The following is a 25,078-nucleotide window of genomic DNA, read 5'->3' as shown; positions in this document are numbered from 1 at the left end:
GTTCTGAGGGTGAGTTTCGGGGGGCGTGGGCATGGCTGTGCGCCCGTCTCCGGTGGCGAGACGGGCGGGCGTAACAGAAGGCGCCCTGGTGCGCCGGTCCCCCCACGGGCCGACGACCAGGGCGCCTTCCCATGTCCCGGTGCGGATTCCCCCCACGGGATCCGGCCGGGCGCTTGTGAGGACACAGCGCCTGAATCGCTGATGCCATATGCGGTTGTCCTACCGGCGGGAGTTGAGCATAACGAGCAGAACTCGTCGTACTCCTGCCGTCTGCGATCTGCCGGGACAACGCACGCTGGGAGGGCCGCTCAAAGCTTCCCGGTGTACGTGCCCCGGCAACGCATCTCCGAGGAAGTCCCCCAAGACATCCCCAGATGCCAGTTCGCGCCCCCCAAGACGCTCGCTGACATTCGTCAACTTAGACCTTCGAACCCCTTCGATGGTTACGTTCACGTCACTGTGATCTGTGTCTCTTGCATATGTCCCGTTAGCTACGCAAGAGCCCGGATACGGCGATCGAGGCCCAAGCGTAAGGATGATGCGCGAGCCTTGTGAAGAGCTTATGTGAGGCGCGCGCCGGACTCCAGGGGGACTGTTGTTTCGAGTTCGCCTAACCACCGGTAACTTCCGGCCCCCCGGTCGGCCCCATTCGGCTCCCGGCCGAACTCCGGCAGCCCTCCGCTCAGCGGAACGTCCGCAGCCGCAAACTGTTCGTCACGACGAAGACCGACGAGAAGGCCATCGCCGCCCCCGCGAGCATCGGGTTCAGCATCCCCGCCGCGGCCAGTGGCAGCGCGGCCACGTTGTATCCGAAGGCCCACAACAGGTTGCCCTTGATCGTGCCCAGGGTCCGCCGCGACAGCCGGATGGCGTCCGCGGCGACCCGCAGATCCCCGCGCACCAGCGTCAGATCGCCCGCCTCGATCGCCGCGTCCGTCCCCGTCCCCATGGCCAGCCCCAGATCGGCCGTGGCGAGCGCCGCCGCGTCGTTGACGCCGTCGCCGACCATCGCGACGACCCGCCCCTCACCCTGCAACCGCCTGACGACCTCGACCTTCTCCTCGGGCAGCACCTCGGCCACCACCTCGTCGACGCCGACCCGCGCGGCCACCGCCTCGGCCACGGCCCGGTTGTCCCCGGTCAGCAGCACCGGCGTCAGCCCCAGTGCGCGCAGCTCCCGCACCGCCTGCGCGCTGGTCTCCTTCACCGCGTCCGCGACGGCGAGCACCCCGCGCACCGCCCCGTCCCAGCCCACGACGACGGCGGTACGTCCGTCCCGCTCGGCCTCGTCCTTCGCGCGCGCCAGCTCCGGCGGCAGCTCCCCGGCGTTCTCGGCGAGCCGCCCCACGGCCACCTCGTGGCCCTCCACGCGCCCGCGTACGCCACGACCGGGCACGCTCTCGAAGTCCTCGACGGCCGGCAGCCGCCCGGCCCGCTCCTCCGCGCCCGCGGCCACCGCCCGGGCGACCGGGTGCTCGGAGGCGTGCTCCAGGGCGCCCGCGAGCAGCAGCAGCCGCTTCTCGTCGACGCCCTCGGCGGCGTACACCTCCTGGAGGGCCATCCGGCCGGTGGTGACCGTGCCCGTCTTGTCGAGGACGACGGTGTCGACGCGGCGCGTGTTCTCCAGGACCTCCGGGCCCTTGATGAGGATGCCGAGCTGCGCGCCGCGGCCCGTGCCCACCAGGAGCGCGGTGGGCGTCGCGAGCCCCAGCGCGCACGGGCAGGCGATGATCAGCACCGCGACGGCCGCCGTGAACGCGGCCACGCCGTCCCCGGTGAGCCCGAGCCACGTGCCGTAGGTCGCCGCCGCGATCAGCAGCACCACGGGGACGAAGACCCCGGCGATCCGGTCGGCCAGCCGCTGCACCTCGGCCTTGCCGCTCTGCGCGTCCTCGACCAGCCGCGCCATCCGCGCCAGCCGGGTGTCGGCGCCGATCCGGGCGGCCTCGACGAGGAGTCGCCCGCCGGCGTTCACGGTGGCCCCGGTGACCGCGTCGCCCGGCCCGACGTCCACCGGCGCCGACTCGCCGGTCAGCATCGACACGTCCACCGCGGAGACGCCCTCGACGACGGTGCCGTCGGTGGCGATCTTCTCCCCGGGCCGTACGACGAACCGGTCCCCGACGGCCAGCCCGTCCACCGGGATCCGCACCTCGCGCCCGTCCCGCAGCACGGCCACGTCCTTGGCGCCCAGCTCCATCAGCGCCCGCAGCGCCGCGCCCGCGCGCCGCTTGGCGCGGGCCTCCAGGTAGCGGCCGAGGAGGAGGAAGGCGACGACGCCGGCGGCGACCTCCAGGTAGATCGCCGAGGAGCCGTCCGTCCGTGAGACGGTCAGCTCGAAGGGGTGCCGCATGCCGGGCATGCCCGCGTGGCCGAAGAACAGCGCCCACAGCGACCAGCCGAACGCGGCCAGCGTGCCGATGGAGACGAGCGTGTCCATGGTGGCGGCGCCGTGCCGCAGGTTCGTCCAGGCCGACCGGTGCAACGGCAGACCGCCCCAGACGACCACGGGCGCGGCGAGGGTCAGCGACAGCCACTGCCAGTTGTCGAACTGGAATGCCGGGATCATCGCCAGGAGCACGACGGGCGCGGCGAGGGCGGCGGAGACGAGGAGCCGGTGCCGCAGCTCCCTCAGCTCGGGATCGGCCGGCGCCTCCTCGGCCGGCTCGGGGTCCGGGGCGGGCGGCGCGGGCTCCTCGGCGGTGTACCCGGTCTTCACGACGGTGGCGATCAGGTCGGCGACCTCGATCCCGGCGGGGTACGTGACCTTCGCCTTCTCCGTCGCGTAGTTGACCGTGGCGGTGACGCCGTCCATCCGGTTGAGCTTCTTCTCGACGCGGGCCGCGCAGGCCGCGCAGGTCATACCGCCGATGAGCAGCTCGACCTCGGCGGTTCCGCCCGCCTTCGGAGGGACGGCGGCGTCGGCTGTCGGGGTCCCTGCGGCTGTGGTGCTCGACATGTCCGTACTCCAGAGGGCGAACGGGTAGGGGCGCCTCGGATCAGGCTCAGACGCGGCCGACCAGCTCGAAGCCGGCCTCGTCGACGGCGGCCCGCACGGCCTCCTCGTCCAGCGCGGCGGCGGAGACGACGGTGACCTCGCCACTGGAGGCGACGGCCTGCACCGAGCTGACGCCGGGGAGTTCGGAGATCTCCCCGGAGACGGCGCCCTCGCAGTGGCCGCAGCTCATCCCGCTCACCTTGAAGACGGTGGTGACGGAGCCCGTGGTGTCGGTGTGGGCGGTCATGTCGTTGCTCCTCGTCGAGATGTGGGGCCGATGGGGTCCGTGAGAGGCCCCCAGTCAGGACACTATACCCCTAGGGGGTATTTCTCAAAGGAGGCTCGGCCCTGCCGCGGGGGGTGTCAGCCCTTGCCGAGGCGGTCGCCCGCCAGCGGCTCCAGATAGCGGATGAGGACGTCCTTCAGCTCCTGGACGTACGCGTCCCGCTCGGCGCCCTCGTGGCCGAGGATCAGCTCCAGGCCCGATTTGTAGATGCCGAAACACATGTGGGCGGTCCGGGTGAGGTCGGCGGGCGGCGCGGCGGGCAGGAACGAAATGAGCACGTCCTCGATCCGGGAGAGCAGCGTGGTGTGCAGCGCGTCGTGCTGTTCGGCGATGCGGCCCGGGATGTCGGGGCCGTGCATCAGGGCGAAGAACACGGGGTGCTCGCAGTTGAAGGCGATGAGCCGGTCGACGGCGGCGTCGACGGCCTCCTCCAGCGGGGTCGCGGGGTCGACCGGGGTGAGCGCCTCGCCGTAGGTCTCCCGCATCTCGTGCATGAGCCGGCCGCCCAGCTCGATCGCGATCGCTTCCTTGTTCGGGAAGAACTGGTAGAGCGTGCCGGGGGAGACGCCGGCCTCGCGGGCGATGGCGTTGGTGCTGGCGGCCGTGTAGCCGGTGGTGCAGAAGACCGACGCGGCGGCTTCCAGGAGTTGGGCGATGCGGCGCTCGCCGCGGGCCTGGCGGCGGCGCGGCTGCTCCTTCTCCGGGCTCTCGCCCCGGCTCTCGGCGGTGTCGGGCACGCGTTATCCCCAGTTCTCCGGACGTGATTGACAAACGCGAGTGACCGCTCGCATTCTTGATCTCAGCAGAACGCGAGCGACTTCTCGTGTTTGTCAGTCTATGGCTATTGCAGCTCCATGCTGCCTGTTCGGGACCGCCGGGGCGTAACACGCCCGGCGGTCGCGGCGGATCCAGGTGAGTCAAGTGAAGGGGCACCGCACGATGACCGAAGTCAATGGCCCGCCGCGCGTCGGGGCTGGACCCTCCCCCACGCTCGGCTTCGCTCGCGCGGGAGGTACCCCCATCGTGACCGCGCGCCCCCGGCTGACGCTGCTCGCCGCCCTGCTGCTCACCGTCCTCGCGGTGCTGGCCGGCAGCGGGGTCGCCGACCGGCTGGGCAGCGGCGGCTGGGAGGACCCGGCCGCGGAGTCCACCTACGCGATGAAGGCCCTGGAGCGCGAGTTCCCCGACTCCCAGCCGAATCTGCTGCTGCTCGTCGACGCCGGCCGGGCCTCGGTCGACGATCCCGCGGTCGCCGCAGAGGCGACCCGGCTCGTGGAGCGGCTGGCCGGCGAGAAGGGCGTCGTCGGCGTCGGCTCCTACTGGCAGGCGCCCGCAGCGCAGGCCCCCGCCCTGCGCGCGGAGGACGGCCACGAGGCGCTGATCGCCGCCCGCCTCACGGGCGACGAGAAGGCGATGGGCGAGACCCTCGACCGCATAGCCCCCTCCTTGCGCGGCACGCACGGCCCGCTGGAGGTCAAGCTCGGCGGCATGGTCGCCGTACGGCACGAGATGCAGACGACCATCCAGGAGGACCTCCTCCGCGCCGAGATCATCGCCCTGCCGATCACGCTGGTGCTGCTGGTGATGGTCTTCGGCAGCGCGGTCGCCGCCCTGCTGCCGCTAGGCGTCGGCATCGTCGCCATCCTGGGCACCAACGCGGCGCTCAGCGGCCTCGCGGAGTTCACCGACGTCTCCATCTTCGCGATGAACCTCACCACGGCCCTCGGTCTCGGGCTCGCCATCGACTACGCCCTGTTCATCGTCCGCCGCTTCCGCGAGGAACTAACGGGCGGCGCCGAGCCGCCGGCCGCCATCGCCACCACCCTGCGCACGGCGGGGCGCACGGTGTTGTTCTCCGCGCTCACGGTCGCGGTGTCCCTGGCCGCGATGCTCGTCTTCCCCCAGTACTTCCTGCGGTCCTTCGCCTACGCGGGCATCGCGGTCGTCGTGCTGGCCGCCGCGGCGGCCCTGATCCTGCTCCCGGCCGCCCTGATCCTGCTCGGCCACCGCGTCGACTCCCTGGACCTGCGCCGCCTGTTCCGCAGAAACCGACCGACGAAGGAAGCCGGCGAGGCCCCCGGCACGGAGGGCGGTGCGGCATGGGCGCGCACGGCGACGCTGGTCATGCGCCGCGCCCCCTTCTTCGCCCTGGCGACGACGGCCGTCCTCGTCGTCCTGGGCCTGCCCTTCCTCGGCGTGCGGTTCGGCACCGCGGACGACCGCCAACTGCCCTCCACGGCCGAGTCCCACGTGGTGCAGCAGCACATCCGCGACGGCTTCCCGGGCAGTCCCGGCGGCGGCCTCGACGTCCTCGCCGAGGGCAGCGCGACCGAGGCCCAGTACGCGGGCTACAAGGCCCGCGTCGCCGACCTGCCCGAAGTGGCCCGGGTGGACGGCCCGTTGGTGAACGGCGACACGGCCTACTTCACGGTGCAGCCCGAGGGCGAGGCCGTCGACGACGCCGCGCAGCGCCTGGTCGGCGACCTGCGCGCGCTGGACGCCCCCTTCGACACCAAGGTGACCGGCACGGCGGCCGTCCTGGTCGACTCCAAGCACGCGATCGCCGAGCAGCTCCCCTGGGCGGTGGCCTTCATCGCGATCGTCACCCTGCTCCTGGTCTTCCTGCTCACGGGCAGCGTGCTCATACCGGTCCAGGCGGTGCTGCTCAACGCCCTGAGTCTGACGGCGATGTTCGGCGCGGTGGTCTGGGTCTTCCAGGACGGCCACCTCTCCGGACTCCTGGGCTTCACCAGCCCCGGCTCCATCGAGACGACGCTGCCCGTCCTGATGTTCTGCGTCGCCTTCGGCCTCTCCATGGACTACGGCGTCTTCCTGCTCTCCCGCATCAAGGAGGAGTACGACCGGACCGGGGACCACGAGGGGGCGGTGAGGCTGGGCCTTCAGCGCACGGGCGGTCTGATCACCGCGGCGGCCGTCATCCTGGCCGTGGTGATGGTCGCGATAGGCACCTCGCGCGTGACCAACACCAAGATGCTCGGCCTGGGCATCGCGCTGGCGGTCCTGATGGACGCGATGGTCGTCCGCAGCCTCCTGGTCCCGGCGATCATGCGCCTCACGGGCCGGGCCACCTGGTGGGCGCCGGCGCCGCTGCGCAGGTTCCACCGACGCTTCGGCCTGAGCGAAGGCGAGCCGGCACCGGTGAACCCGCCCGCGGAGCACCTCGCCGCCGCGGAGCACCCCGCCCCCGAGGACGCCCCGGAACCCGCCCGCCAGGCGACCACGGCCCGACGCTGACACAGAGCCCTCTCCGCGCAGCGGCTAGCGTGCTGGGTGATCTCCGGGTGATGCCCGGGGAGTCCGGAAGCCGGCCGAGGGAGTCGTGGGATGCGGGCAGTGGTCTTCGAGCGGTACGGGGAACCCGCCGAGGTGCGGGAGGTGGCCGACCCCCGGCCCGCACCCCATGGAGTGGTGGTGCGGGTCGAGGCCACCGGCCTGTGCCGCAGCGACTGGCACGGCTGGATGGGCCACGACCCGGACATCGCCCTGCCGCACGTCCCCGGTCATGAACTCGCCGGGGTCGTCGAGGAGGTGGGCGCCCGGGTCACGCGCTGGAGCCCCGGCGACCGGGTCACCGTGCCCTTCGTGTGCGGCTGCGGCGCCTGCCCCGCCTGCGCGGCGGGCGACCACCAGGTGTGCGAGCGCCAGACCCAGCCCGGCTTCACGCACTGGGGCTCCTTCGCCCAGTACGTGGCCCTGGACCACGCCGACGTGAACCTGGTCGCCGTCCCCGACGACCTGTCGTACGCCACCGCCGCCTCCCTCGGCTGCCGGTTCGCCACCGCGTTCCGGGCGGTCGTGCGGCAGGGCAGGGTCGCGGCGGGGGAGTGGACGGCGGTGCACGGCTGCGGCGGGGTGGGCCTGTCGGCGGTGATGATCGCGGCCGCCTCGGGGGCGAGGGTGGTCGCCGTGGACGTCTCCCCGAAGGCGCTGGACCTCGCCCGGAAGTTCGGCGCCGCGGCGTGCGTGGACGCGCGGGAGACGCCGGACACCGCGGCGGCGGTCCGTGAGCTGACCGCCGGCGGCGCCCACCTCTCCCTCGACGCCCTCGGCTCGCCGGCCACCTGCGCCGCGTCGGTGAACGGCCTGCGCCGCCGCGGCCGGCACGTCCAGGTCGGCCTGCTGCCCTCGGCGGACGGCACCACCCCCGTCCCGCTGGCCCGCGCCGTCGCCCTGGAGCTCGAACTCCTCGGCAGCCACGGCATGGCCGCCCACGCCTATCCGGAGATGCTCGAACTGGTCCGGGCGGGTGCGGTGCGCCCCGACCTGCTGGTGACGTCGACGATCGCGCTGGACGCCGTACCGGAGGCGCTGGCCGCGATGGGGACGGCGCCGGGGGCCGGGGTGACGGTCATCGAGCCGTGGCGGTGAGGGCGGCCCACTCCCGGTCCAGGAGCGCCATCAGGATCTCGTCCACCCACACCCCGCCCCGGAACGCGGCTTCCCGCCGCACCCCCTCCACCACGAAACCGACCTTCTCGTAGGCGCGGCGGGCGCGGGCGTTGTCGCCGTACAGCTCCAACTGGATCCGGTGCAGCCCCAGTCGCTCGAAGCCATGGCCGACGATGAGCCGGGTCGCCTCGGTGCCGAGCCCCCGGTCGCGCCCCCGGGGCCCGAGCAGCGTGCGGAACGTGCAGCTGCGGGCGTCAGGGTCCCATTCGTGCAGGACGACCTCGCCGACGAGTTCGCCGGTCGCGCGGTCGGTGACGGCGAGATCGAGCCGGTCGGGCTGCGCGGAGCGGGTGGCGTACCAGGACCGCACGTGCTCGCGCGTGAGCTCGCCGTTCGCCGGAAAGGTGAAGCGGACCACCTCGGGGTCGCCGATGATCTCCCACATGGTGTCCGCGTCGGCCTCCGCGAAGGGCCGCAGCACGGTCTTCTCACCCGTGAGGAGCGGTTTGACGCCGAAGTCGGTACCGAGATCCATGGGAAGCACTGTGCCCCACCGGAGGGCGGGGCACAGAACCATTTTTCTCCGCCGTCTCAGACCTGTCTGCGGCTGCGGCTGCGGCTGCGGTTGCCGGGCCGGGACGCGACCCAAGCACGGACGGTGTCCGCGTACCAGTACGGTTTGCCGCCCTCCACCTGGTCGGGCGCGGGCAGCAGCCCGTGCTTTCGATAGGACCGTACGGTGTCCGGCTGCACCTTGATGTGCGCCGCGATCTCCTTGTAGGACCAGAGCCGCCGGTCGGTCATGGGCCGCACCTCCCTGCGCGCGCCGGGACGGCGGCCGGAAGGCCGCCCGGGGGGCCGGGCGCTGCGCTGACGATCACCAAGCCATTGCCCCCTCAACGACACAGAGTGACCGCATGGATGCGGCTGTGGACACCCCGTGACACCCCGCCCGCGCACACATGACATACGTGACACAAACGCGGCCTTCGTGACAGAAGTGACACAGAACATCACACCCGTCAGCTGCAACCCCCCTAAGGAGCGCGGGGAACTGCGCGCCAAGCCACGACGAACCCCGCACCCGCCCTGCAAGGGCACCCGGCAGACGCCTAGGCGAACCCGCCCCACCGCCGGAGGCTCATGCTCCGCAGGACCGCAGAAACGCCCGAGTCCGCTGAGCGATGGGCAGCGGAGTGTCCGGCTCGCACGGGTACATGTCCTGCTCGACGATCGCGAACAGATCGACGTCCAGCTTGCGCGCCGCCTCCAGCACGGGCCCCAGCGCCGGCACTCCGGCGGGCGGCTCGCACATCACGCCCTGGGCGACCGCCGGCCCGAACGGCGTCCCCTTCGCGCGCACGTCCGCGAGGATCTCCGGGTCCACCTGCTTGAGGTGCAGGTACCCGATCCGCTCCCCGTAGGTCTCGATCAGCTTGACGCTGTCGCCGCCGCAGTACGCGTAGTGCCCGGTGTCGAGGCACAGGGACACCAGGTCGGAGTCCGTGCCGTCGAGGAACCGGACGACGTTGTCCTCGCTGTCGATGTGGGTGTCGGCGTGCGGGTGGACGACGATCTGAAGCCCGTACCGCTCCCGCACCTCCCGCCCCAGCCGCTCGGTAAGCGAGGTGAGGTTGCGCCACTGCTCGGGCGTGAGGGTGTCCGGCTCCAGCACCTCACCGGTCTTGTCGTCCCGCCAGAAGGACGGGATGACGACCAGATGGGAGGCGCCCATGGCCTGCGCGAGCACCGCGTTGTCCGCGACGTGCGCCCAGGTCTTCTCCCACACGGCCTCGCCGTGGTGCAGCCCGGTGAAGACCGTGCCGGCCGACACCTTCAGGCCACGTTTGGCGGTCTCCTCGGTGAGGACGGCCGGGTCGGTCGGCAGATATCCGTAGGGGCCGAGCTCGATCCACTCGTAGCCGGACTGCGCGACCTCGTCGAGGAAGCGCCGCCAGGGCACCTGCTGCGGGTCGTCCGGGAACCAGACGCCCCAGCTGTCGGGGGCCGATCCGATCCGGATGCGGGACGCGCCGGAACCGGAATCCGTGGACCGGGGCGAGGGCTGAGGTGACAACGACGTCATGGCCGTCAGCGTGAAGTCTCACCGAAGGGGTGTCAAGGGCTCGTCCGAATGTCTGGACAAAACATTGACAGGGCGCATCGCGCGGGGCTAGAAAGCCGTGGAGAGCCGACACGGCGATCGACACGGCGGCGCGTCCGGGACCGGGTGCGGGCCGACACGAAGGGATCTCGATGGCGTACGACCTGATCACCATGGGGCGGATCGGGGTGGACCTGTACCCGCTTCAGACGGGTGTGCCGCTCCCGCAGGTCACGTCCTTCGGGAAGTTCCTCGGCGGCTCGGCCGCGAACGTCGCGGTCGCCGCGGCCCGCCTCGGCCGCGACACCGCGGTGATCACCCGCACCGGCGACGACCCCTTCGGCGTCTATCTGCACGAGGCCCTGCGCGACTTCGGCGTCGACGACCGCTGGGTCACCGCGGTCCCCGGGCTGGCGACGCCCGTCACCTTCTGCGAGGTCTTCCCGCCGGACGACTTCCCGCTCTACTTCTACCGCCGCCCCAAGGCGCCGGATCTGGAGATCGACGCCCATGAGCTCGACCTCGACGCCGTCCGTGAGACGCGCGTCTTCTGGGTCACCGGCACCGGCCTGAGCGAGGAGCCCAGCCGTACGGCGACGCTGGCGGCCCTCGCCCACCGCGCGAAGGCCGGCACGACGGTCTTCGACCTCGACTGGCGCCCCATGTTCTGGACCGACCCGGACGCGGCCCGCCCCTTCTACGCCGAGGCCCTGAAGCACACCACGGTCGCCGTCGGCAATCTGGACGAGGTGGAGGTCGCCACCGGGCTGCGCGAACCGCACGCCGCGGCGCGGGCGTTGCTGGACGCCGGCGTGGAGCTGGCCGTCGTCAAGCAGGGCCCGAAGGGGGTCCTCGCGGTGAACAGCCGGGGCGAGTCGGCCGAGGTGCCGCCGCTGCCCGTCGAGGTCCTGAACGGCCTCGGCGCGGGCGACGCCTTCGGCGGCTCCCTCTGCCACGGCCTGCTGGCCGGCTGGGACCTGGAGAGGATCATGCGTCACGCCAACGCCGCCGGCGCCATCGTCGCCTCCCGCCTGGAGTGCTCCTCGGCGATGCCGACCCCGGCCGAGGTCGAGGCCGCGCTCACCGCCGGAGCGGTGCGGTGAGGGCGAACCACAGGGAGGACGCCAGGGAGGACGCCGTGGCGAACACCCCCCACACCCCGGACGCCACGCCCCCCGGCACACCGCCACCACGAAAGCCCGCGCCCACCTCCACCGCGCCCACCGCCGACGCAACCACCCCCAGCGCGACCGCCCCCAGCGCGACCGCCCCGGGCGCGACCGCCTCCACCCCGACCACCCCCACCGCCCCCGGCGGCCTCCCCGAAGTCGACGTCTCCGAACTCGTCCGACTCCGTACGCACTACCCCGAGGCCATCGCCGAGGCCGCCGCCCGGCGCCCCCGACGGCCGTTGCTCGACGACTCCGGTCGGCTGATGATCGTCGCCGCCGACCACCCCGCCCGGGGCGCGCTCGGCGCCGGCGGTGACAGGCTGGCCATGGCCAACCGCGCCGAGCTGCTCGAACGCCTCTGCCTCGCGCTGAGCCGCCCCGGCGTGGACGGCGTCCTCGCGACCGCCGACATCCTCGATGACCTGCTCCTCCTCGGAGCCCTCGACGGCAAGGTCGTCATGGGCTCGATGAACCGCGGCGGCCTCCAGGGCGCGGTCTTCGAGCTCGACGACCGCTTCACCGGCCACCGCGCCGAGGACATCGAGCGCCTCAACTTCGACGCGGGCAAGCTGCTGCTCCGCATCGACTACGACGACCCCGGCTCCCTCACCACCCTGGAGACGACCGCCCGCGCGATCGACGACATGGCGGCCCGCAGACTGCCCCTGTTCGTCGAGCCGTTCATCAGCCGCCGCGCCCCCGACGGCAAGCTGAGCAACGACCTCTCGCCCGAGGCCGTCACCAAGTCCATCGCCATCGCCTCGGGCCTGGGCGGCAGTTCGGCCTACACCTGGCTGAAGGTGCCGGTCACCGACAACCCCGACGACATGGCCGAGGTCATGGAGACCTCCACCCTGCCCGCCGTGCTCCTGGGCGGCGAGGTCGGCGGCTCCATGGCGGACCAGGACGCCGCGTACGAGAAGTGGCGCGGGGCGCTGCGACTCCCCACCGTCCGGGGCCTGGTCGTCGGCCGTTCCCTGCTGTACCCGGCGGACGGGAACGTCGCCGCCGCCGTGGACACCGCCGTAGGACTGCTGTGAGGGTGGCATGACGAACAAGCGGCACAACGACCTGTACGTCCCCGACGGCGCGACGGCAGAAGGCGGTTACTCCCTCGCCATCGACCCCGAGCGCGCCGGCTGGACCCACAGCAGCCTGCGGATCGTCGCGTTGGAGCCGGGCGGCACGCACGCCTTCGACACCGGCGACAGCGAATGGATCGTCCTCCCCCTCGAAGGCGCGTGTACGGTCCGGACAGACGGAAACGAGTTCCAACTCCTGGGCAGGGAAAGCGTGTTCGCCGGAGTCTCCGACTTCGCGTACGTACCCCGTGACGCCCGGGCACAGATCGCCTCCGGCGCGGGAGGCCGCTTCGCCCTGGCAGGAGCGAAGTGCGAGCGACAACTCCCCGCCCGCTACGGCCCCGCGCCGGAGGTCTCCGTCGAAGAGCGCGGCAGCGGCAACTGCGCCCGCCTGGTGCGCAATTTCGCCTCCGCCGACGCCTTCGACTGCGCCAAGCTGATCGCCGTGGAGGTGATCACCCCCGGCGGCAACTGGTCCTCGTACCCGCCGCACAAGCACGACGAGTACCGGCCGGGCGTGGAGTCGGAGCTCGAGGAGATCTACTACTTCGAGATCGACGGCCCGAACGGCGTCGGCTACCAGCGGGTGTCCCCCTCGCGTGAGGGCGGAGCCGACGTCCTCGCCGAGGTCCGCTCCGGCGACGCCGTCCTCGTCCCCGACGGATGGCACGGCCCGTCGATCGCCCAGCCCGGCCACGCCATGTACTACCTGAACGTCATGGCGGGTCCGGGCGAGACCCGGGAGTGGCGGATCTGCTTCCACCCGGACCACGTAGAGAGCACAGGGGGTTACCGATGACGGCGCAGACCTCGACGACGCGGACCTCGACGACGAGGCTGACGGTCGCCCAGGCACTGGTGCGCTTCCTCGCCGCCCAGTACACCGAGCGCGACGGCGTGCGGCAGCGGCTGATCGGCGCGACCTGGGGCATCTTCGGCCACGGCAACGTCGCAGGACTCGGCCAGGCGCTCGTCGAGTACGCCGACGACATGCCGTTCCACCAGGGCCGCAACGAGCAGTCGATGGTCCACGCGGCCGTCGGCTACGCCCGCCAGTCCAACCGCCTCTCCACGCACGCCGTGACGACGTCCATCGGCCCCGGCGCGACCAACCTGGTCACCGGAGCCGCCCTCGCCACGATCAACCACCTCCCGGTGCTGCTCCTGCCGGGCGACGTCTTCGCGACCCGGGTCGCCGACCCCGTCCTCCAGCAGCTCGAAGTCCCCTACGCGGGCGATCTGTCGGTCAACGACAGCCTGCGCCCGGTGTCGAAGTACTTCGACCGCGTCACCCGCCCCGAGGCCCTGATCCCGGCCGCCCTCCAGGCGATGCGCGTCCTCACCGACCCCGTGGAGACGGGCGCGGTCACCCTCGCGCTGCCCCAGGACGTCCAGGCCGAGGCCTACGACTGGCCGGACGCGTTCTTCGCCGAGCGCACCTGGTCCGTACGGCGTCCGGGGGCCGACCCCGCCGAACTCGCCGAAGCCGTCGCCACGATCAGGTCGGCCCGGCGGCCCCTGATCGTCGCGGGCGGCGGAGTCCACCACAGCCGCGCCGAGGAGGCCCTCGCCGAGTTCGCCGAGGCCACCGGCATCCCGGTCGCCTCCACCCAGGCCGGCAAGGGCTCCCTGCGCCACGACCACCCCCAGGACGTCGGCGGCGTCGGCCACACCGGCACCGCGACGGCCGACGAACTGGCCCGCACGGCCGACCTGATCATCGGCGTGGGGACCAGGTACACCGACTTCACCACCGCCTCGAACACCCTCTTCGCCGCCGACGGCGTCCGCTTCCTCAACCTCAACATCGCCCCGTACGACGGCCACAAGCTCGCCGGGCTGCCGCTGGTCGCGGACGCCCGCAGCGGCCTCCAGGAGCTGACCGAGGCACTGCTGCTGCACGGCCACCGCGTCGCGGACGCGTACGTCACCGAGTACGGCGACGACAAGGAGCGCTGGGAGCAGCGCGTCGACGCCTGCTACGAGGCCGAGGAGCCCGACGTCCGCCCGACGCAGCCGCAGGTGCTCGGCGCGCTGGACGCCCTGGTCGACGAGTCGGACGTGATCATCAATGCGGCCGGCTCGCTCCCCGGCGATCTGCACAAGCTGTGGCGGGCGCGCTCGCGGGACCAGTACCACCTGGAGTACGGCTACTCCTGCATGGGCTACGAGATCCCCGCCGCGATCGGCGTGAAGCTGGCCGCCCCCGAGCGCAACGTCTGGGCGCTGGTCGGCGACGGCACCTATCTGATGATGCCGACGGAGATCGTCACGGCGGTGCAGGAGGGGATCGCGATCAAGATCCTGCTCGTGCAGAACCACGGCTACGCCTCGATCGGCGGTCTGTCGGAGTCGGTGGGCGGCGAGCGCTTCGGCACCGCGTACCGCTTCACCTCCGAGGACGGCACGTTCACCGGCGCGCCGCTGCCCGTCGACCTGGCCGCGAACGTGGCCAGCCTGGGCATGCGGGTGCTGCGAGCGAAGACCGTCCGCGAGCTGCGCGCGGCCCTCGCCGAAGCGCGCGCCGCCGACACTCCCACTTGTGTCTACGTCGAGACCCAAACGGCAGACACAGTGTCGGGCCCGCCTCCGGCGCAGGCCTGGTGGGATGTACCCGTGGCCGAGACCGCGACCCGCTCGTCGGCGGTGAAGGCCCGTGAGCTGTACGAACGGCACGTCTCAACCCGACGCCGCCATCTGTGAAGGAGCACTCGGTCATGACGAAGATCGTCAACCACTGGATCGGCGGCAAGTCCGTCGAAGGGGCGTCGGGTACGTACGGGCCGGTCACCGACCCGGCCACCGGCGCGGTCACCACGAAGGTCGCGTTCGCGACGGTGGACGAGGTGGACGCGGCCGTCGCCGCCGCCAAGGACGCCTACCTCACCTGGGGGCAGTCCTCGCTGGCCCAGCGCACGTCGATCCTGTTCAAGTTCCGCGCGCTGCTGGACGCGCACCGCGACGAGATCGCCGAGCTGATCACCGCCGAGCACGGCAAGGTGCACAGCGACGCGCTCGGCGAGGTCGCCCGCGGCCTGGAGATCGTCGACCTCGCCTGCGGCATCAGCGTGCAGCTGAAGGGCGAGCTGTCCACGCAGGTGGCGAGCCGGGTGGACGTCTCCTCGATCCGCCAGCCGCTGGGCGTGGTCGCCGGCATCACGCCGTTCAACTTCCCGGCGATGGTCCCGATGTGGATGTTCCCGATCGCCATCGCGTGCGGCAACACGTTCGTGCTGAAGCCGAGCGAGAAGGACCCGTCGGCGTCGCTGAAGCTCGCCGAGCTCCTGTCGGAGGCCGGTCTGCCGGACGGCGTCTTCAACGTCGTCCACGGCGACAAGGTGGCCGTCGACCGTCTCCTGGAGCACCCGGACGTCAAGGCGGTGTCCTTCGTCGGCTCGACCCCGATCGCCCGCTACATCCACACCACGGCCTCCGCGAACGGCAAGCGGGTCCAGGCTCTCGGCGGGGCGAAGAACCACATGCTGGTCCTGCCGGACGCGGACCTGGACGCGGCGGCCGACGCGGCGGTGTCCGCGGCGTACGGCTCGGCCGGCGAACGCTGCATGGCCATCTCGGCGGTGGTGGCCGTGGGAGCCATCGGCGACGAGCTCGTCGACAAGATCCGCGAACGCGCCGAGAAGATCAAGATCGGCCCCGGCAACGACCCCACGTCGGAGATGGGCCCGCTGATCACGGCGGTCCACCGCGACAAGGTCGCCTCGTACGTCCAGGGCGCGGCGGCCGAGGGCTCCGAGGTGGTCCTCGACGGCACCGGCCTCACGGTGGACGGCTTCGAGGACGGCCACTGGATCGGCATCTCCCTCCTCGACAAGGTGCCGACGACGGCGAAGGCCTACCAGGACGAGATCTTCGGCCCGGTGCTGTGCGTCCTGCGCGTCGACACCTACGAAGACGGCGTGGCCCTGATCAACAGCTCCCCCTTCGGCAACGGCACCGCGATCTTCACCCGCGACGGCGGCGCGGCCCGCCGCTTCCAGCTGGAGATCGAGGCCGGCATGGTCGGCGTCAACGTCCCGATCCCGGTCCCCGTCGGCTACCACAGCTTCGGCGGCTGGAAGGACTCCCTCTTCGGCGACCACCACATCTACGGCAACGACGGCACCCACTTCTACACCCGAGGCAAGGTCGTCACCACCCGCTGGCCGGACCCGGCCGACGCCCCGTCAGGAGTGGACCTGGGCTTCCCCCGCAACCACTGACGCCCACCGCCCCGTTCTCCCCTCTCCCCGGGGGAGAACGGGGCGCTGAGTTTTCATGGGCGTGGGGCGTACGTCCGCGGGAGCATTTCGAGTTCGGTCCTCGGTCGACAACTTGTCGACAGGTTGACCCCGTACCGTTGACGCATGGATCTTCGACTGCCCGGGCGGCTTCGATCGGGGCGGCCCCGGGGTGCCCGGGGCGCTCTCGCCGCCGCTGTGGCCGCTGTCGTCGTGCTGGTCGGCGCCGCCGGGACCTGGTCGGCCGTCGCCTCCGACGAGCCGGTGAAGGTGAGCCGAGACGAGCAGGTCATGGACATGGGGGGCGGGGTCCGGCTCGACACCTCGTACTTCACCGCCGGCGGCGACGGACGTCGTCCCGCCGTACTGCTCGCGCACGGCTTCGGCGGCAGCAAGGACGACGTACGGCAGCAGGCCGAGCAGCTCGCACGGGACGGCTACGCCGTGCTGACCTGGTCCGCGCGCGGCTTCGGCGAGTCCACCGGCAGGATCGGGATCAACGACCCGAAGGGCGAGGTCGCCGACGTCTCGAAGCTGATCGACTGGCTGGCGAAGCAGCCGCAGGTCCGGCTCGACAAGGCGGGCGACCCGCGCGTGGGCATGGCCGGCGCCTCCTACGGCGGCGCGGTCTCCCTGCTCGCCGCCGGACACGACGGCCGCGTCGACGCCATCGCCCCCGCCGTCACCTACTGGAACCTCGCGGACGCCCTGTTCCCCGACGGCGTCTTCAAGAAGCTGTGGACCGGCGTCTTCTTCAACTCCGGCGGCGGCTGCGCCAAGTTCGAGCCCACGCTGTGCGCGATGTACGAGCGGGTCGCGGAGTCCGGTGCCCCGGACGCGGCGGCACGCCAACTGCTCGAAGCGCGTTCGCCGTCCGCCGTCGGCGACCGCATCAAGGCGCCCACCCTCCTCATCCAGGGACAGACCGACTCCCTCTTCACCCTCGCCCAGTCCGACGCCGCCGAGAAGGCGATCCGCGCCAACGGCGCCCCCGTCGACGTCGACTGGATCGCGGGCGGCCACGACGGCGGGGAGATGGAGAACGGCCGCGTCCAGGCCCGCGTCACCAGCTGGTTCGACCGGTACCTCAAGGACGACGAGAGCGCCGACACCGGCCCCGCCTTCCGCGTCACCCGCACCCTCGGCAACGGCAGCGGCGACGGCGAACCCCGGCTGAGCGGCGTCACCGCCGACACCTACCCCGGCCTCGCGGGCAAGCCCCGCTCCTTCGCCCTCACCGGCCGCGAGCAGAGCGTCGACAACCCGGCCGGCGCCTCCCCGCCCGCCGTGTCGGCCCTGCCCGGCCTCGGCGGCGGCGGCCTCGCCCAGCTCTCCACCCTCGGCGTCGGCGTCTCCCTCGACTTCCCCGGCCAGTTCGCCGCCTTCGAGTCGGCCCCCCTGCGCGACGACGTCCAGATCACCGGATCGCCCACGGTCACCGTCCATGTGAAGTCGACCGCCGACGACGCCGTCCTCTTCGCCAAGGTGTACGACGTCGGCCCCGGCGGCGAACGGCAGCAGGTGCTGCCCTCCCAGCTGGTGCAGCCCCTCCGCGTCGAGGGCGCGAAGGCCGGCAAGGACGTCACGATCACCCTGCCCGCCATCGACCACGAGGTCGACGACGGCCACCGGCTGCGCCTCGTCCTCGCCTCCACCGACCTCGGCTACGCCTCCCCGACGGCCCCGGCGACCTACACCGTGTCCGTCAAGAGCGACCTGACGGTGCCGACGGCCCTCAACGAGGCCGACACCCCGGACACGCTGCCCGCCTGGGTGTGGTGGATGCCGATCGCCGGCGCGGGCATCGCCCTCGCCCTGCTGCTGACCGCCCGCCGCCGCACCGCCCCGCCCGCCCCGGCGGACCCCGCGCTGGCCGAGGTGCCCCTCCAGATCACCGGCCTCACCAAGCGGTACGCCAAGTCGGCCGACCGCTACGCCGTCAAGGACCTGTCCTTCCGCGTCGAGAAGGGCCAGGTGCTCGGACTTCTCGGCCCCAACGGCGCCGGCAAGACGACCACCCTGCGCATGCTGATGGGCCTGATCAAGCCGGACGGCGGCGAGATCCGCGTCTTCGGCCACGCCATCGCGCCCGGCGCCCCGGTCCTCTCCCGGGTCGGCGCGTTCGTCGAGGGCGCGGGCTTCCTCCCGCACCTGACCGGCCGCGAGAACCTCGACCTGTACTGGCAGGCCACCGGCCGCCCGCCGGAGGACGCCCACCTGGAGGAGGCCCTGGAGATCGCGGGCCTCGGCGACGCCCTCGCCCGCGCGGTGCGCACGTACTCCCAGGGCATGCGCCAGCGCCTCGCCATCGCCCAGGCCATGCTGGGCCTGCCCGATCTGCTCATCCTCGACGAGCCGACCAACGGACTCGACCCGCCGCAGATCCGCGAGATGCGCGAAGTGATGATCCGCTACGCGGCGGCCGGCCGCACGGTGATCGTCTCCAGCCATCTCCTGTCCGAGGTCGAGCGGTCCTGCACGCATCTGGTCGTCATGGATCACGGGCAGCTCGTCCAGGCGGGCCCGGTCGACGAGATCGTCGGCTCCGGCGACACCCTCCTGGTCGGCACGGCCGCACCCGTGGAGGAACCGGTCGTCGAGAAGGTCGCCGCGCTGCCCGGCGTCGTCTCGGCCGTGCGCACCGACGCCGGGCTGCTCGTCGGCCTCGGCTCGGACGGCAGCGCGTCGAGCCTGGTCGCCGAGCTCGTACGACTGGAGGTGCCGGTGGAGTCGGTCGGCCCGCACCGCCGCCTCGAAGACGCCTTCCTCACCCTGATCGGAGACTGAAGCATGAGCACGGTGACGGACCGCGCCGAGCCCGTCGAGGTCGCCGACGGCTACCGCGCCGGCCGCACGCTGCCCCTCCGGGTCGAACTGGTCCGGCAGCTCAAGCGGCGTCGCACGATGGTCATGGGCGGCGTCCTGTTCGCCCTGCCGTTCGTGCTGCTCATCGCCTTCCAGGTGGGCGGCGGCCCGGGCGCGGGCAACAACCGCGTCAACCTGATGGACACGGCCACGCTGTCCGGCACGAACTTCGCCGCGGTGAACCTGTTCGCCGCCGCGGGCTTCCTGCTGGTCATCCCCGTCGCGCTGTTCTGCGGGGACACCGTCGCCTCCGAGGCCGGCTGGTCCTCGCTGCGCTATCTGCTCGCCGCGCCGGTGCCCCGCGCCCGTCTGCTGTGGTCCAAGCTCGTCGTCGGGCTGGGGCTGAGCCTGGTGGCGATGGTCATGCTGCCGGTCGTCGCCCTCGCCGTCGGCACCGCCGCCTACGGCTGGGGCCCGCTGGAGCTGCCCACCGGCGGCTCGATGCCGGCGGGCACCGCCGCCCAGCGCCTGGTCATCACCGTCGGGTACATCTTCGTGTCCCAACTGGTCACCGCCGCCCTCGCGTTCTGGCTCTCCACGAAGACCGACGCCCCGCTCGGCGCGGTCGGCGGCGCGGTCGGCCTGACCATCGTCGGCAACGTCCTCGACGAGGTCACCGCCCTCGGCGACTGGCGCCACTTCCTCCCCGCGCACTGGCAGTACGCCTGGCTCGACGCCGTGCGCCCCCGACTCGACTGGTCGGACATGATCCAGGGCACGTCCCTGTCGATAACGTACGCCCTCGTGCTGTTCGCGCTGGCCTTCCGCGGTTTCGCCCGCAAGGACGTGGTGTCGTAGGTCAACGGAAGATCACCCACCGGTCTCGATGGGCCTGTGCCGTGCCCTCTTCGAGACCCTTCCGCAACGCCCCGTAGCGCACGTTCCGGTCCGCTGTGCCGTCACAGTCACGTACGGCGACGTCAACGGACCCAGGGGGGCCACGGCACATGGACATCCACCGGACACGACGACTGCTCGCCGGCGCCGCCGCCGCGCTGGTGCTGCTCACCGGCTGCGGCGCGGGCGGCTCGGGAGCCTCGGACAGCGGCAGCGCGGACCGAGCCGGCCAGGGCGGCGACTTCCCGGCCCCGAGCGCCCCGCGCGACAACGACGACGGCACCGCGGACGCGGGCGACGGCACGACCGGCGACGGCACATCCCGCGACGGGGCATCCCGCGAGGCCGACGGCGACGCCCCGTCCCCCGACCACCTCTCCACCTTCGCCCTCGACGTCGACACCGCCTCCTACGGCTACGCCCGCCGCGCCCTCGCCGACGGCACGCTGCCCGACCCCTCGACGATCCGCCCCGAGGAGTTCGTCAACAGCTTCCGCCAGGACTACGAACGGCCCGACGGCAACGGGTTCTCCGTCACCGTCGACGGGGCCCGCACCGGCGAGGACGACTGGTCCCTCGTCCGCGTGGGCCTCGCCACCCGTACCGCGGGTACGACGGGCGAACGCCCGCCCGCCGCCCTCACCTTCGTCGTCGACGTCTCCGGCTCGATGGCCGAACCCGGCCGGCTCGACCTCGCCCGCCGGTCCCTCGGCACCATGACGGACCGGCTCCGCGACGACGACTCCGTCGCCATCGTCGCCTTCAGCGGCGAGGCCGAGACCGTCCTGCCGATGACCCGGCTCGACGACGAACGGGACCGCGACCGCGTCCACGACGCCATCGACAGCCTGGAGCCCACCGACTCCACCGACCTCGGCGCAGGCGTCGAGACCGGCTACGACACCGCCGTCGAGGGCCTGCGCGAGGGCGCCACCAACCGGGTCGTCCTCGTCTCCGACGCCCTCGCCAACACCGGCGACACGGACGCGGACACCATCCTGGAGAACATCGCGCAGGCCCGCCGCGAGCACGGCATCACCCTCTTCGGCGTCGGCGTCGGCAGCGACTACGGCGACGCGCTCATGGAACGCCTCGCCGACAAGGGCGACGGCCACACCGTCTACGTCTCGGACGAGACGGACGCCGCGAAGGTCTTCGCCGAGCAACTCCCGCGCCACGTCGACCTCACCGCCCGCGACGCCAAGGCCCAGGTAGCCTTCGACCCCCGCACGGTCGAGGAGTTCCGCCTCGTCGGCTACGACAACCGCCGGGTCGCCGACGAGGACTTCCGCGACGACCGCGTCGACGGCGGCGAAGTCGGCCCCGGCCACACGGTGACCGCCCTCTACGCGGTCCGTACCAAGCCAGGCGCGAAGGGCCACCTCGCCACCGCCACCGTGCGCTGGCTCGACCCCGCCGCCCGCACCCCGCACGAGGCCTCGGGCAGCCTGGAGGCGGACGCCCTGCACGACGGCCTCGCCGACGCCTCCGCCCGCTTCCGGGTCACCGCCACCGCCGCCTACTTCGCCGACGCCCTGCGCCGCGGATCCGGCGAGCGGAGCGCCCTGCCGGACGCGCCCGCCCTGAGCGAACTGAAGCAGGACACCGAGGACTTGGCGCGCGAGACGGAGGACAGGGACGTCCGCGACCTCGCGGAGGCCATCGAGCGGGCGAGCCGGCTCGACACGTAGGTGACTCCTCGCCCGCTCCTCGCCCGCTCTTCGTCCGCGGCGCGGGGACACGGGAACGGCGGGCCACCGGAGAACCGGTGACCCGCCGTCGCGGCGCCGAGAGGAATCAGCCGTTGCCCGCGCCGTTGCCGGCCAGGACCGAGATGTCGTCCAGGATGTGCGACAGCGGCTCGTCGCCCTTGGCCTGGGTGCTGTTCTCGACGCACTGCTGGTTCTGCGGGGCCGAGAGGATCGGGATGTCCTGGACGGCGATGTTGGCCGCACCGACGAGGGCCTGGGTGTTGACCTCGGCGGGCAGGCCGATGCAGGGCTTGTTCAGCGACCCCTGGACCAGCGAGAGCTGCGGGCTCATGTCGCCGGACGTGGCCGAGTTGCCGAACTCCGACGAGGCGCCGTTGCCGCTGGCGGACGTGGTGCCGCTGTCGTCGCCGATGGCGAGGGCCTGCGGCGCGGTCACAGCCGTGAGACCGGCGACCGAGGCGGCGATAGCCGCGGTAGCCCACAGCTTCTTCATGTTCGTTCCCTTCGAAAAGCGGACTCCGGGGAAGGAGTTGCATGATCGTCAACGGTCGGACCCCGCCCGGGGTTGCGTTCTTTGCCCCGATCGGCCCAGCGCACTGGCCATGACGCACGCGCGCCCCTCACCACCGCCCGCACGCCCGCACGCGTGCACGCAGAACAGCGGGCCGCCGGTCACCCGGCGGCCCGCTGTCACCTCGATCGGTCGGTCAGTCGGTCACTCGTTGCCCGCGCCGTTGCCGGCGAGCACCGAGATGTCGTCCAGGATGTGCGACAGCGGCTCGTCGCCCTTGGCCTGGGTGGAGTTCTCGACGCACTGCTGGTTCTGCGGGGCGGACAGGATCGGGACGTCCTGGACGCCGACGTTGAGGAGCGCGGCGAGCGACTGGACGTTGGCCTTGGCCGGCAGACCGATGCAGGGCTTGTTGAAGGAGCCCTGGATGAGCGCCATCTGCGGGCTCATGTTGCCGTACGTGGCCGAGTTGCCGAACACCTGGGAAGCGCCGTTGCCGCTGGCGGACGTGGTGCCGCTGTCGTTGCCGATGGCGAGCGCCGGGGCTGCCGCAGCGACGGAGACGCCCACGACGGAGGCGGCGACCGCGGCGGTGGCCAGAACCTTCTTGATCACTTGCTTGTCCCTTCTGGAAAAACCCCGTCCACCGGAGCGCCTTGGTCAACTCCGTCCGGCGGGCTTGGTTCCTGCGATTCACCCTGATGGCCCACAACCGGCCCGAGGGGGAAAGCGGACCTCCGCCCTTTTCCCGCCTGCGATTTCCGCGGTTCCCCCGAAACCGGACGCCGCCGAACGGGTGACGCCCCGGAACCATTCCCGGCACGCCGGGTTGAGTGCGGAGGCAGGACCGTGCGTCCTGGCTGGAACCAGGAAAGGAAAGCGAAATGCTGAAGAAGGCAATGGCCGCGGCGGCGGTCGCCGCCTCCCTCGTGGGTGTGACGGCGGCAGCCGCCCCCCAGGCGCTCGCCATCGGTGACGACAGCGGCACCACCTCCGCCAGCGGAAACGGGGCCCGCGAGGTATTCGGCAACTCGGCCACGTCCGGCGACATGAGCCCGCAGCTCTCGCTGGTCCAGGGCACGCTGAACAAGCCCTGCATCGGTCTGCCCGCCGAGATCAACGCGCAGTCGCTGGTCGCCGTCATCGCCAACGTCGGCGTGCAGGACATCCCGATCCTGTCGGCCCCGCAGAACCAGCAGTGCGTCGAGAACTCGACCCAGGCCAAGGGCGACGAGCCGCTGTCGCACATCCTGAACGACATCTCCGCCCTGTCGGGCAACGGAGTGGGCAACGGCTGACCTCCGCCCCCTCTCCGTCGGACGGCCCGTCGAGTTCCCGCGGGCCGTCCGCGCGTTTTCCGGCGTTTCCTCTCTTCTCGCGACTCCTTCCCACTGGTCCGGCCGTGTGGATTCCATGGACGCGTTCGAGTGAATTCACCGACGGCACGCGTTCGTCGGCTTCCTCCGCTGTCTATTTGTCGTGTGCAGCCCGCAGGTCATGGTGCGAGCCCATCCGGCTGTGCTCGCTCGTTTTCGACCGTCATCGAGGCATGACCGCTGAGAAGGGAACGTCATGAAGAAGACTGCCGCTGTCGTCGCGGGCCTGGTCCTGGCCCTCGGCGGAGCCGCCCCCGCCTTCGCGGACGCCGGCGCCAACGGTGTGGCCGCCAACTCCCCGGGCGTCCTCTCCGGCAACGTGGTGCAGATCCCGATCCACGTGCCGATCAACGTCTGCGGCAACACGATCAACGTGATCGCCGCGCTGAACCCGGCGGTCGGCAACACCTGCATCAACGACTGACGACGGGTCTGACCAGCCGTACGGCTGGGTCGAGGTCGGCCTTCGACGACCGCTTCGGTGTCCCAAGGCCGGCTCTCCCACTTCTCCCATCAGGAAGACGAAGAGATGCGACAGACCCTGAGCAGGGGAATGGTCGTGGCGGCGGCCGCGACGAGCATGCTGTCCCTGTGCGGCGGCGCCGCCGTCGCCGACTCGTCCGCGAACGGGGCCGCCGTGGGCTCGCCCGGCGTGGTGGCGGGCAACGACCTCCAGGCCCCGGCGACCGTCCCCGTGAACGCGTGCGGCGACGCGGCCGACCTCGCCGCCGCGCTCGACCCGGCCTTCGGCAACGCCTGCGCGAACCTTTCCGCCGACGCGGACCACCCGGACGACACCGACCGCACACCCCACACCGAAGACCCCGGCTCAGGCCCAGGCTCCGGCTCCGGCTTCGGAGGAGACGAGGCACCGGACTACGGCGGCTCCGGCTCCGGCTCGGGCTACGGCGGTGACGACGACTTGGGTTACGGCGGTGCCGGCGGTGACGGTGGCTCGGGTTACGGCGGCAATGGTGGTGCCGGCGGTGACGGTGGCTCGGGTTACGGCGGTGCCGGCGGTGACGGTGGCTCGGGTTACGGCGGTGCCGGCGGTGACGGTGGCTCGGGTTACGGCGGTAATGGCGGTGCCGGCGACGGCGGCGGCTCGGGTTACGGCGGCAATGGCGGTGACGGCGGCCCGGGTCACGGCGGCGGTGACGACGACTCGGGCTACGGCGGCGGGAACCCGCCCCCGGGCGGCGGCGGGACCAATCCGCCCCCCGGCGGCGGCCACACCACGCCCCCGCAGGGCGGCGGGGACAACCCGCCCCCGTTCAACAGCGGTGGCGAGCCCCTGCCTCCCGGCGACGGCGGCGAGGGCATCCCGCCCGGCGACGCCCCCGAGCGGCCCCAGCTGTCGAACACCGGCAGCGAGAGCCTGCTCGCCGCCGGGGGAGTGAGCGGGGCGCTGATCACCGGCGGCGCTCTCCTGTACCGACGCGGCCGAGCCGCCTCCCGACGCTGAACGCACGGGTGCCGGACGCCCC

21 protein-coding genes are annotated in these 25,078 nt (G+C 72.2%); 13 read left to right on the top strand and 8 right to left on the bottom strand.

From position 1 onward, the window contains the following. Window positions 1–682 precede the first annotated feature (682 nt). The 3 genes from ACFYX4_RS05045 to ACFYX4_RS05035 all read right to left on the bottom strand — a co-directional run bounded on the left by ACFYX4_RS05045 (window position 683) and on the right by ACFYX4_RS05035 (window position 4,021). The gene (locus ACFYX4_RS05045) at window positions 683–2,959 is read right to left on the bottom strand and encodes a heavy metal translocating P-type ATPase (protein ID WP_389325920.1); all 2,277 of its coding nucleotides are present in this window, start codon (window positions 2,957–2,959) and stop codon (window positions 683–685) included. 46 nt (window positions 2,960–3,005) lie between these two features. Further along, on the bottom strand, window positions 3,006–3,245 hold the full coding sequence (locus tag ACFYX4_RS05040) for a heavy-metal-associated domain-containing protein (RefSeq protein ID WP_389325916.1): 240 nt from the start codon (window positions 3,243–3,245) through the stop codon (window positions 3,006–3,008). Window positions 3,246–3,361: 116 nt separating this feature from the next. Then, on the bottom strand, window positions 3,362–4,021 hold the full coding sequence (locus ACFYX4_RS05035; protein ID WP_389325913.1) for a TetR family transcriptional regulator: 660 nt from the start codon (window positions 4,019–4,021) through the stop codon (window positions 3,362–3,364). A 202-nt stretch (window positions 4,022–4,223) separates the two neighbouring features. Between ACFYX4_RS05035 and ACFYX4_RS05030 the strand changes: the two genes are divergently transcribed. Together ACFYX4_RS05030 and ACFYX4_RS05025 are read left to right on the top strand one after the other, a co-directional pair. Next, entirely contained in the window at window positions 4,224–6,539 is a 2,316-nt protein-coding gene (locus ACFYX4_RS05030) for an MMPL family transporter (protein ID WP_389325909.1), read from the top strand. A gap of 90 nt (window positions 6,540–6,629) precedes the next feature. After that, a complete protein-coding gene (locus ACFYX4_RS05025) occupies window positions 6,630–7,673 on the top strand; it encodes a zinc-dependent alcohol dehydrogenase family protein (RefSeq protein WP_389325906.1) in 1,044 nt (347 codons plus the stop codon). Here the strand turns inward: ACFYX4_RS05025 and ACFYX4_RS05020 are convergent. The 3 genes from ACFYX4_RS05020 to ACFYX4_RS05010 form a co-directional block, all read right to left on the bottom strand. Further along, a complete protein-coding gene (locus tag ACFYX4_RS05020; protein ID WP_389325903.1) occupies window positions 7,654–8,229 on the bottom strand; it encodes a GNAT family N-acetyltransferase in 576 nt (191 codons plus the stop codon). The two genes, ACFYX4_RS05025 and ACFYX4_RS05020, sit on opposite strands and share 20 nt — an antisense overlap. 56 nt (window positions 8,230–8,285) lie before the next feature. Then, window positions 8,286–8,498, bottom strand: a complete 213-nt coding sequence (locus tag ACFYX4_RS05015) for a helix-turn-helix transcriptional regulator (protein ID WP_389325900.1) — start codon at window positions 8,496–8,498, stop codon at window positions 8,286–8,288. A gap of 337 nt (window positions 8,499–8,835) precedes the next feature. Continuing rightward, window positions 8,836–9,780, bottom strand: a complete 945-nt coding sequence (locus ACFYX4_RS05010) for a sugar phosphate isomerase/epimerase family protein (RefSeq protein ID WP_389325896.1) — start codon at window positions 9,778–9,780, stop codon at window positions 8,836–8,838. Between the two features lie 170 nt (window positions 9,781–9,950). Between ACFYX4_RS05010 and iolC the strand changes: the two genes are divergently transcribed. The 8 genes from iolC to ACFYX4_RS04970 all read left to right on the top strand — a co-directional run bounded on the left by iolC (window position 9,951) and on the right by ACFYX4_RS04970 (window position 21,683). Next, window positions 9,951–10,901, top strand: a complete 951-nt coding sequence (iolC, locus tag ACFYX4_RS05005; protein ID WP_389325893.1) for a 5-dehydro-2-deoxygluconokinase — start codon at window positions 9,951–9,953, stop codon at window positions 10,899–10,901. A gap of 272 nt (window positions 10,902–11,173) precedes the next feature. Further along, window positions 11,174–12,010 carry a deoxyribose-phosphate aldolase gene (locus ACFYX4_RS05000; protein ID WP_389326747.1) on the top strand — a complete coding sequence of 279 codons (837 nt, stop codon included), beginning with the start codon at window positions 11,174–11,176 and terminating at the stop codon, window positions 12,008–12,010. 7 nt (window positions 12,011–12,017) lie between these two features. Further along, window positions 12,018–12,851, top strand: a complete 834-nt coding sequence (gene iolB, locus ACFYX4_RS04995; protein WP_389325890.1) for a 5-deoxy-glucuronate isomerase — start codon at window positions 12,018–12,020, stop codon at window positions 12,849–12,851. After that, window positions 12,848–14,755 (top strand): 3D-(3,5/4)-trihydroxycyclohexane-1,2-dione acylhydrolase (decyclizing), encoded by a 1,908-nt coding sequence (gene iolD / locus ACFYX4_RS04990; protein WP_389325887.1) that lies wholly within the window; start codon window positions 12,848–12,850, stop codon window positions 14,753–14,755. Before iolB ends, iolD begins: the two co-directional genes overlap by 4 nt. Before the next feature lie 14 nt (window positions 14,756–14,769). Next, complete coding sequence (gene mmsA, locus ACFYX4_RS04985; RefSeq protein WP_389325884.1) at window positions 14,770–16,272, top strand: CoA-acylating methylmalonate-semialdehyde dehydrogenase; 1,503 nt, start codon at window positions 14,770–14,772, stop codon at window positions 16,270–16,272. 144 nt (window positions 16,273–16,416) lie between these two features. After that, on the top strand, window positions 16,417–19,077 hold the full coding sequence (locus ACFYX4_RS04980) for a CocE/NonD family hydrolase (RefSeq protein ID WP_389325881.1): 2,661 nt from the start codon (window positions 16,417–16,419) through the stop codon (window positions 19,075–19,077). Between the two features lie 3 nt (window positions 19,078–19,080). Beyond that, window positions 19,081–19,953 carry an ABC transporter permease gene (locus tag ACFYX4_RS04975; protein ID WP_389325877.1) on the top strand — a complete coding sequence of 291 codons (873 nt, stop codon included), beginning with the start codon at window positions 19,081–19,083 and terminating at the stop codon, window positions 19,951–19,953. Window positions 19,954–20,102: 149 nt separating this feature from the next. After that, a complete protein-coding gene (locus ACFYX4_RS04970) occupies window positions 20,103–21,683 on the top strand; it encodes a von Willebrand factor type A domain-containing protein (RefSeq protein WP_389325874.1) in 1,581 nt (526 codons plus the stop codon). A 106-nt stretch (window positions 21,684–21,789) separates the two neighbouring features. Here ACFYX4_RS04970 and ACFYX4_RS04965 read toward each other — a convergent pair whose 3' ends face one another. Together ACFYX4_RS04965 and ACFYX4_RS04960 are read right to left on the bottom strand one after the other, a co-directional pair. Beyond that, on the bottom strand, window positions 21,790–22,197 hold the full coding sequence (locus tag ACFYX4_RS04965; protein WP_389325871.1) for a rodlin: 408 nt from the start codon (window positions 22,195–22,197) through the stop codon (window positions 21,790–21,792). 222 nt (window positions 22,198–22,419) lie between these two features. Further along, window positions 22,420–22,830, bottom strand: a complete 411-nt coding sequence (locus ACFYX4_RS04960; RefSeq protein WP_389325868.1) for a rodlin — start codon at window positions 22,828–22,830, stop codon at window positions 22,420–22,422. A 269-nt stretch (window positions 22,831–23,099) separates the two neighbouring features. Between ACFYX4_RS04960 and ACFYX4_RS04955 the strand changes: the two genes are divergently transcribed. The 3 genes from ACFYX4_RS04955 to ACFYX4_RS04945 all read left to right on the top strand — a co-directional run bounded on the left by ACFYX4_RS04955 (window position 23,100) and on the right by ACFYX4_RS04945 (window position 25,056). After that, a complete protein-coding gene (locus ACFYX4_RS04955) occupies window positions 23,100–23,513 on the top strand; it encodes a rodlin (RefSeq protein WP_389325864.1) in 414 nt (137 codons plus the stop codon). A gap of 274 nt (window positions 23,514–23,787) precedes the next feature. After that, entirely contained in the window at window positions 23,788–24,015 is a 228-nt protein-coding gene (locus ACFYX4_RS04950) for a chaplin (RefSeq protein ID WP_389325861.1), read from the top strand. A 105-nt stretch (window positions 24,016–24,120) separates the two neighbouring features. After that, a complete protein-coding gene (locus ACFYX4_RS04945; protein ID WP_389325858.1) occupies window positions 24,121–25,056 on the top strand; it encodes a chaplin in 936 nt (311 codons plus the stop codon). Window positions 25,057–25,078 lie beyond the last annotated feature (22 nt).

The sequence above is a fragment of the Streptomyces sp. NPDC002328 genome (assembly GCF_042890065.1).
Classification (GTDB): domain Bacteria; phylum Actinomycetota; class Actinomycetes; order Streptomycetales; family Streptomycetaceae; genus Streptomyces.
This window is presented reverse-complemented; position numbering and strand designations above follow the sequence as displayed.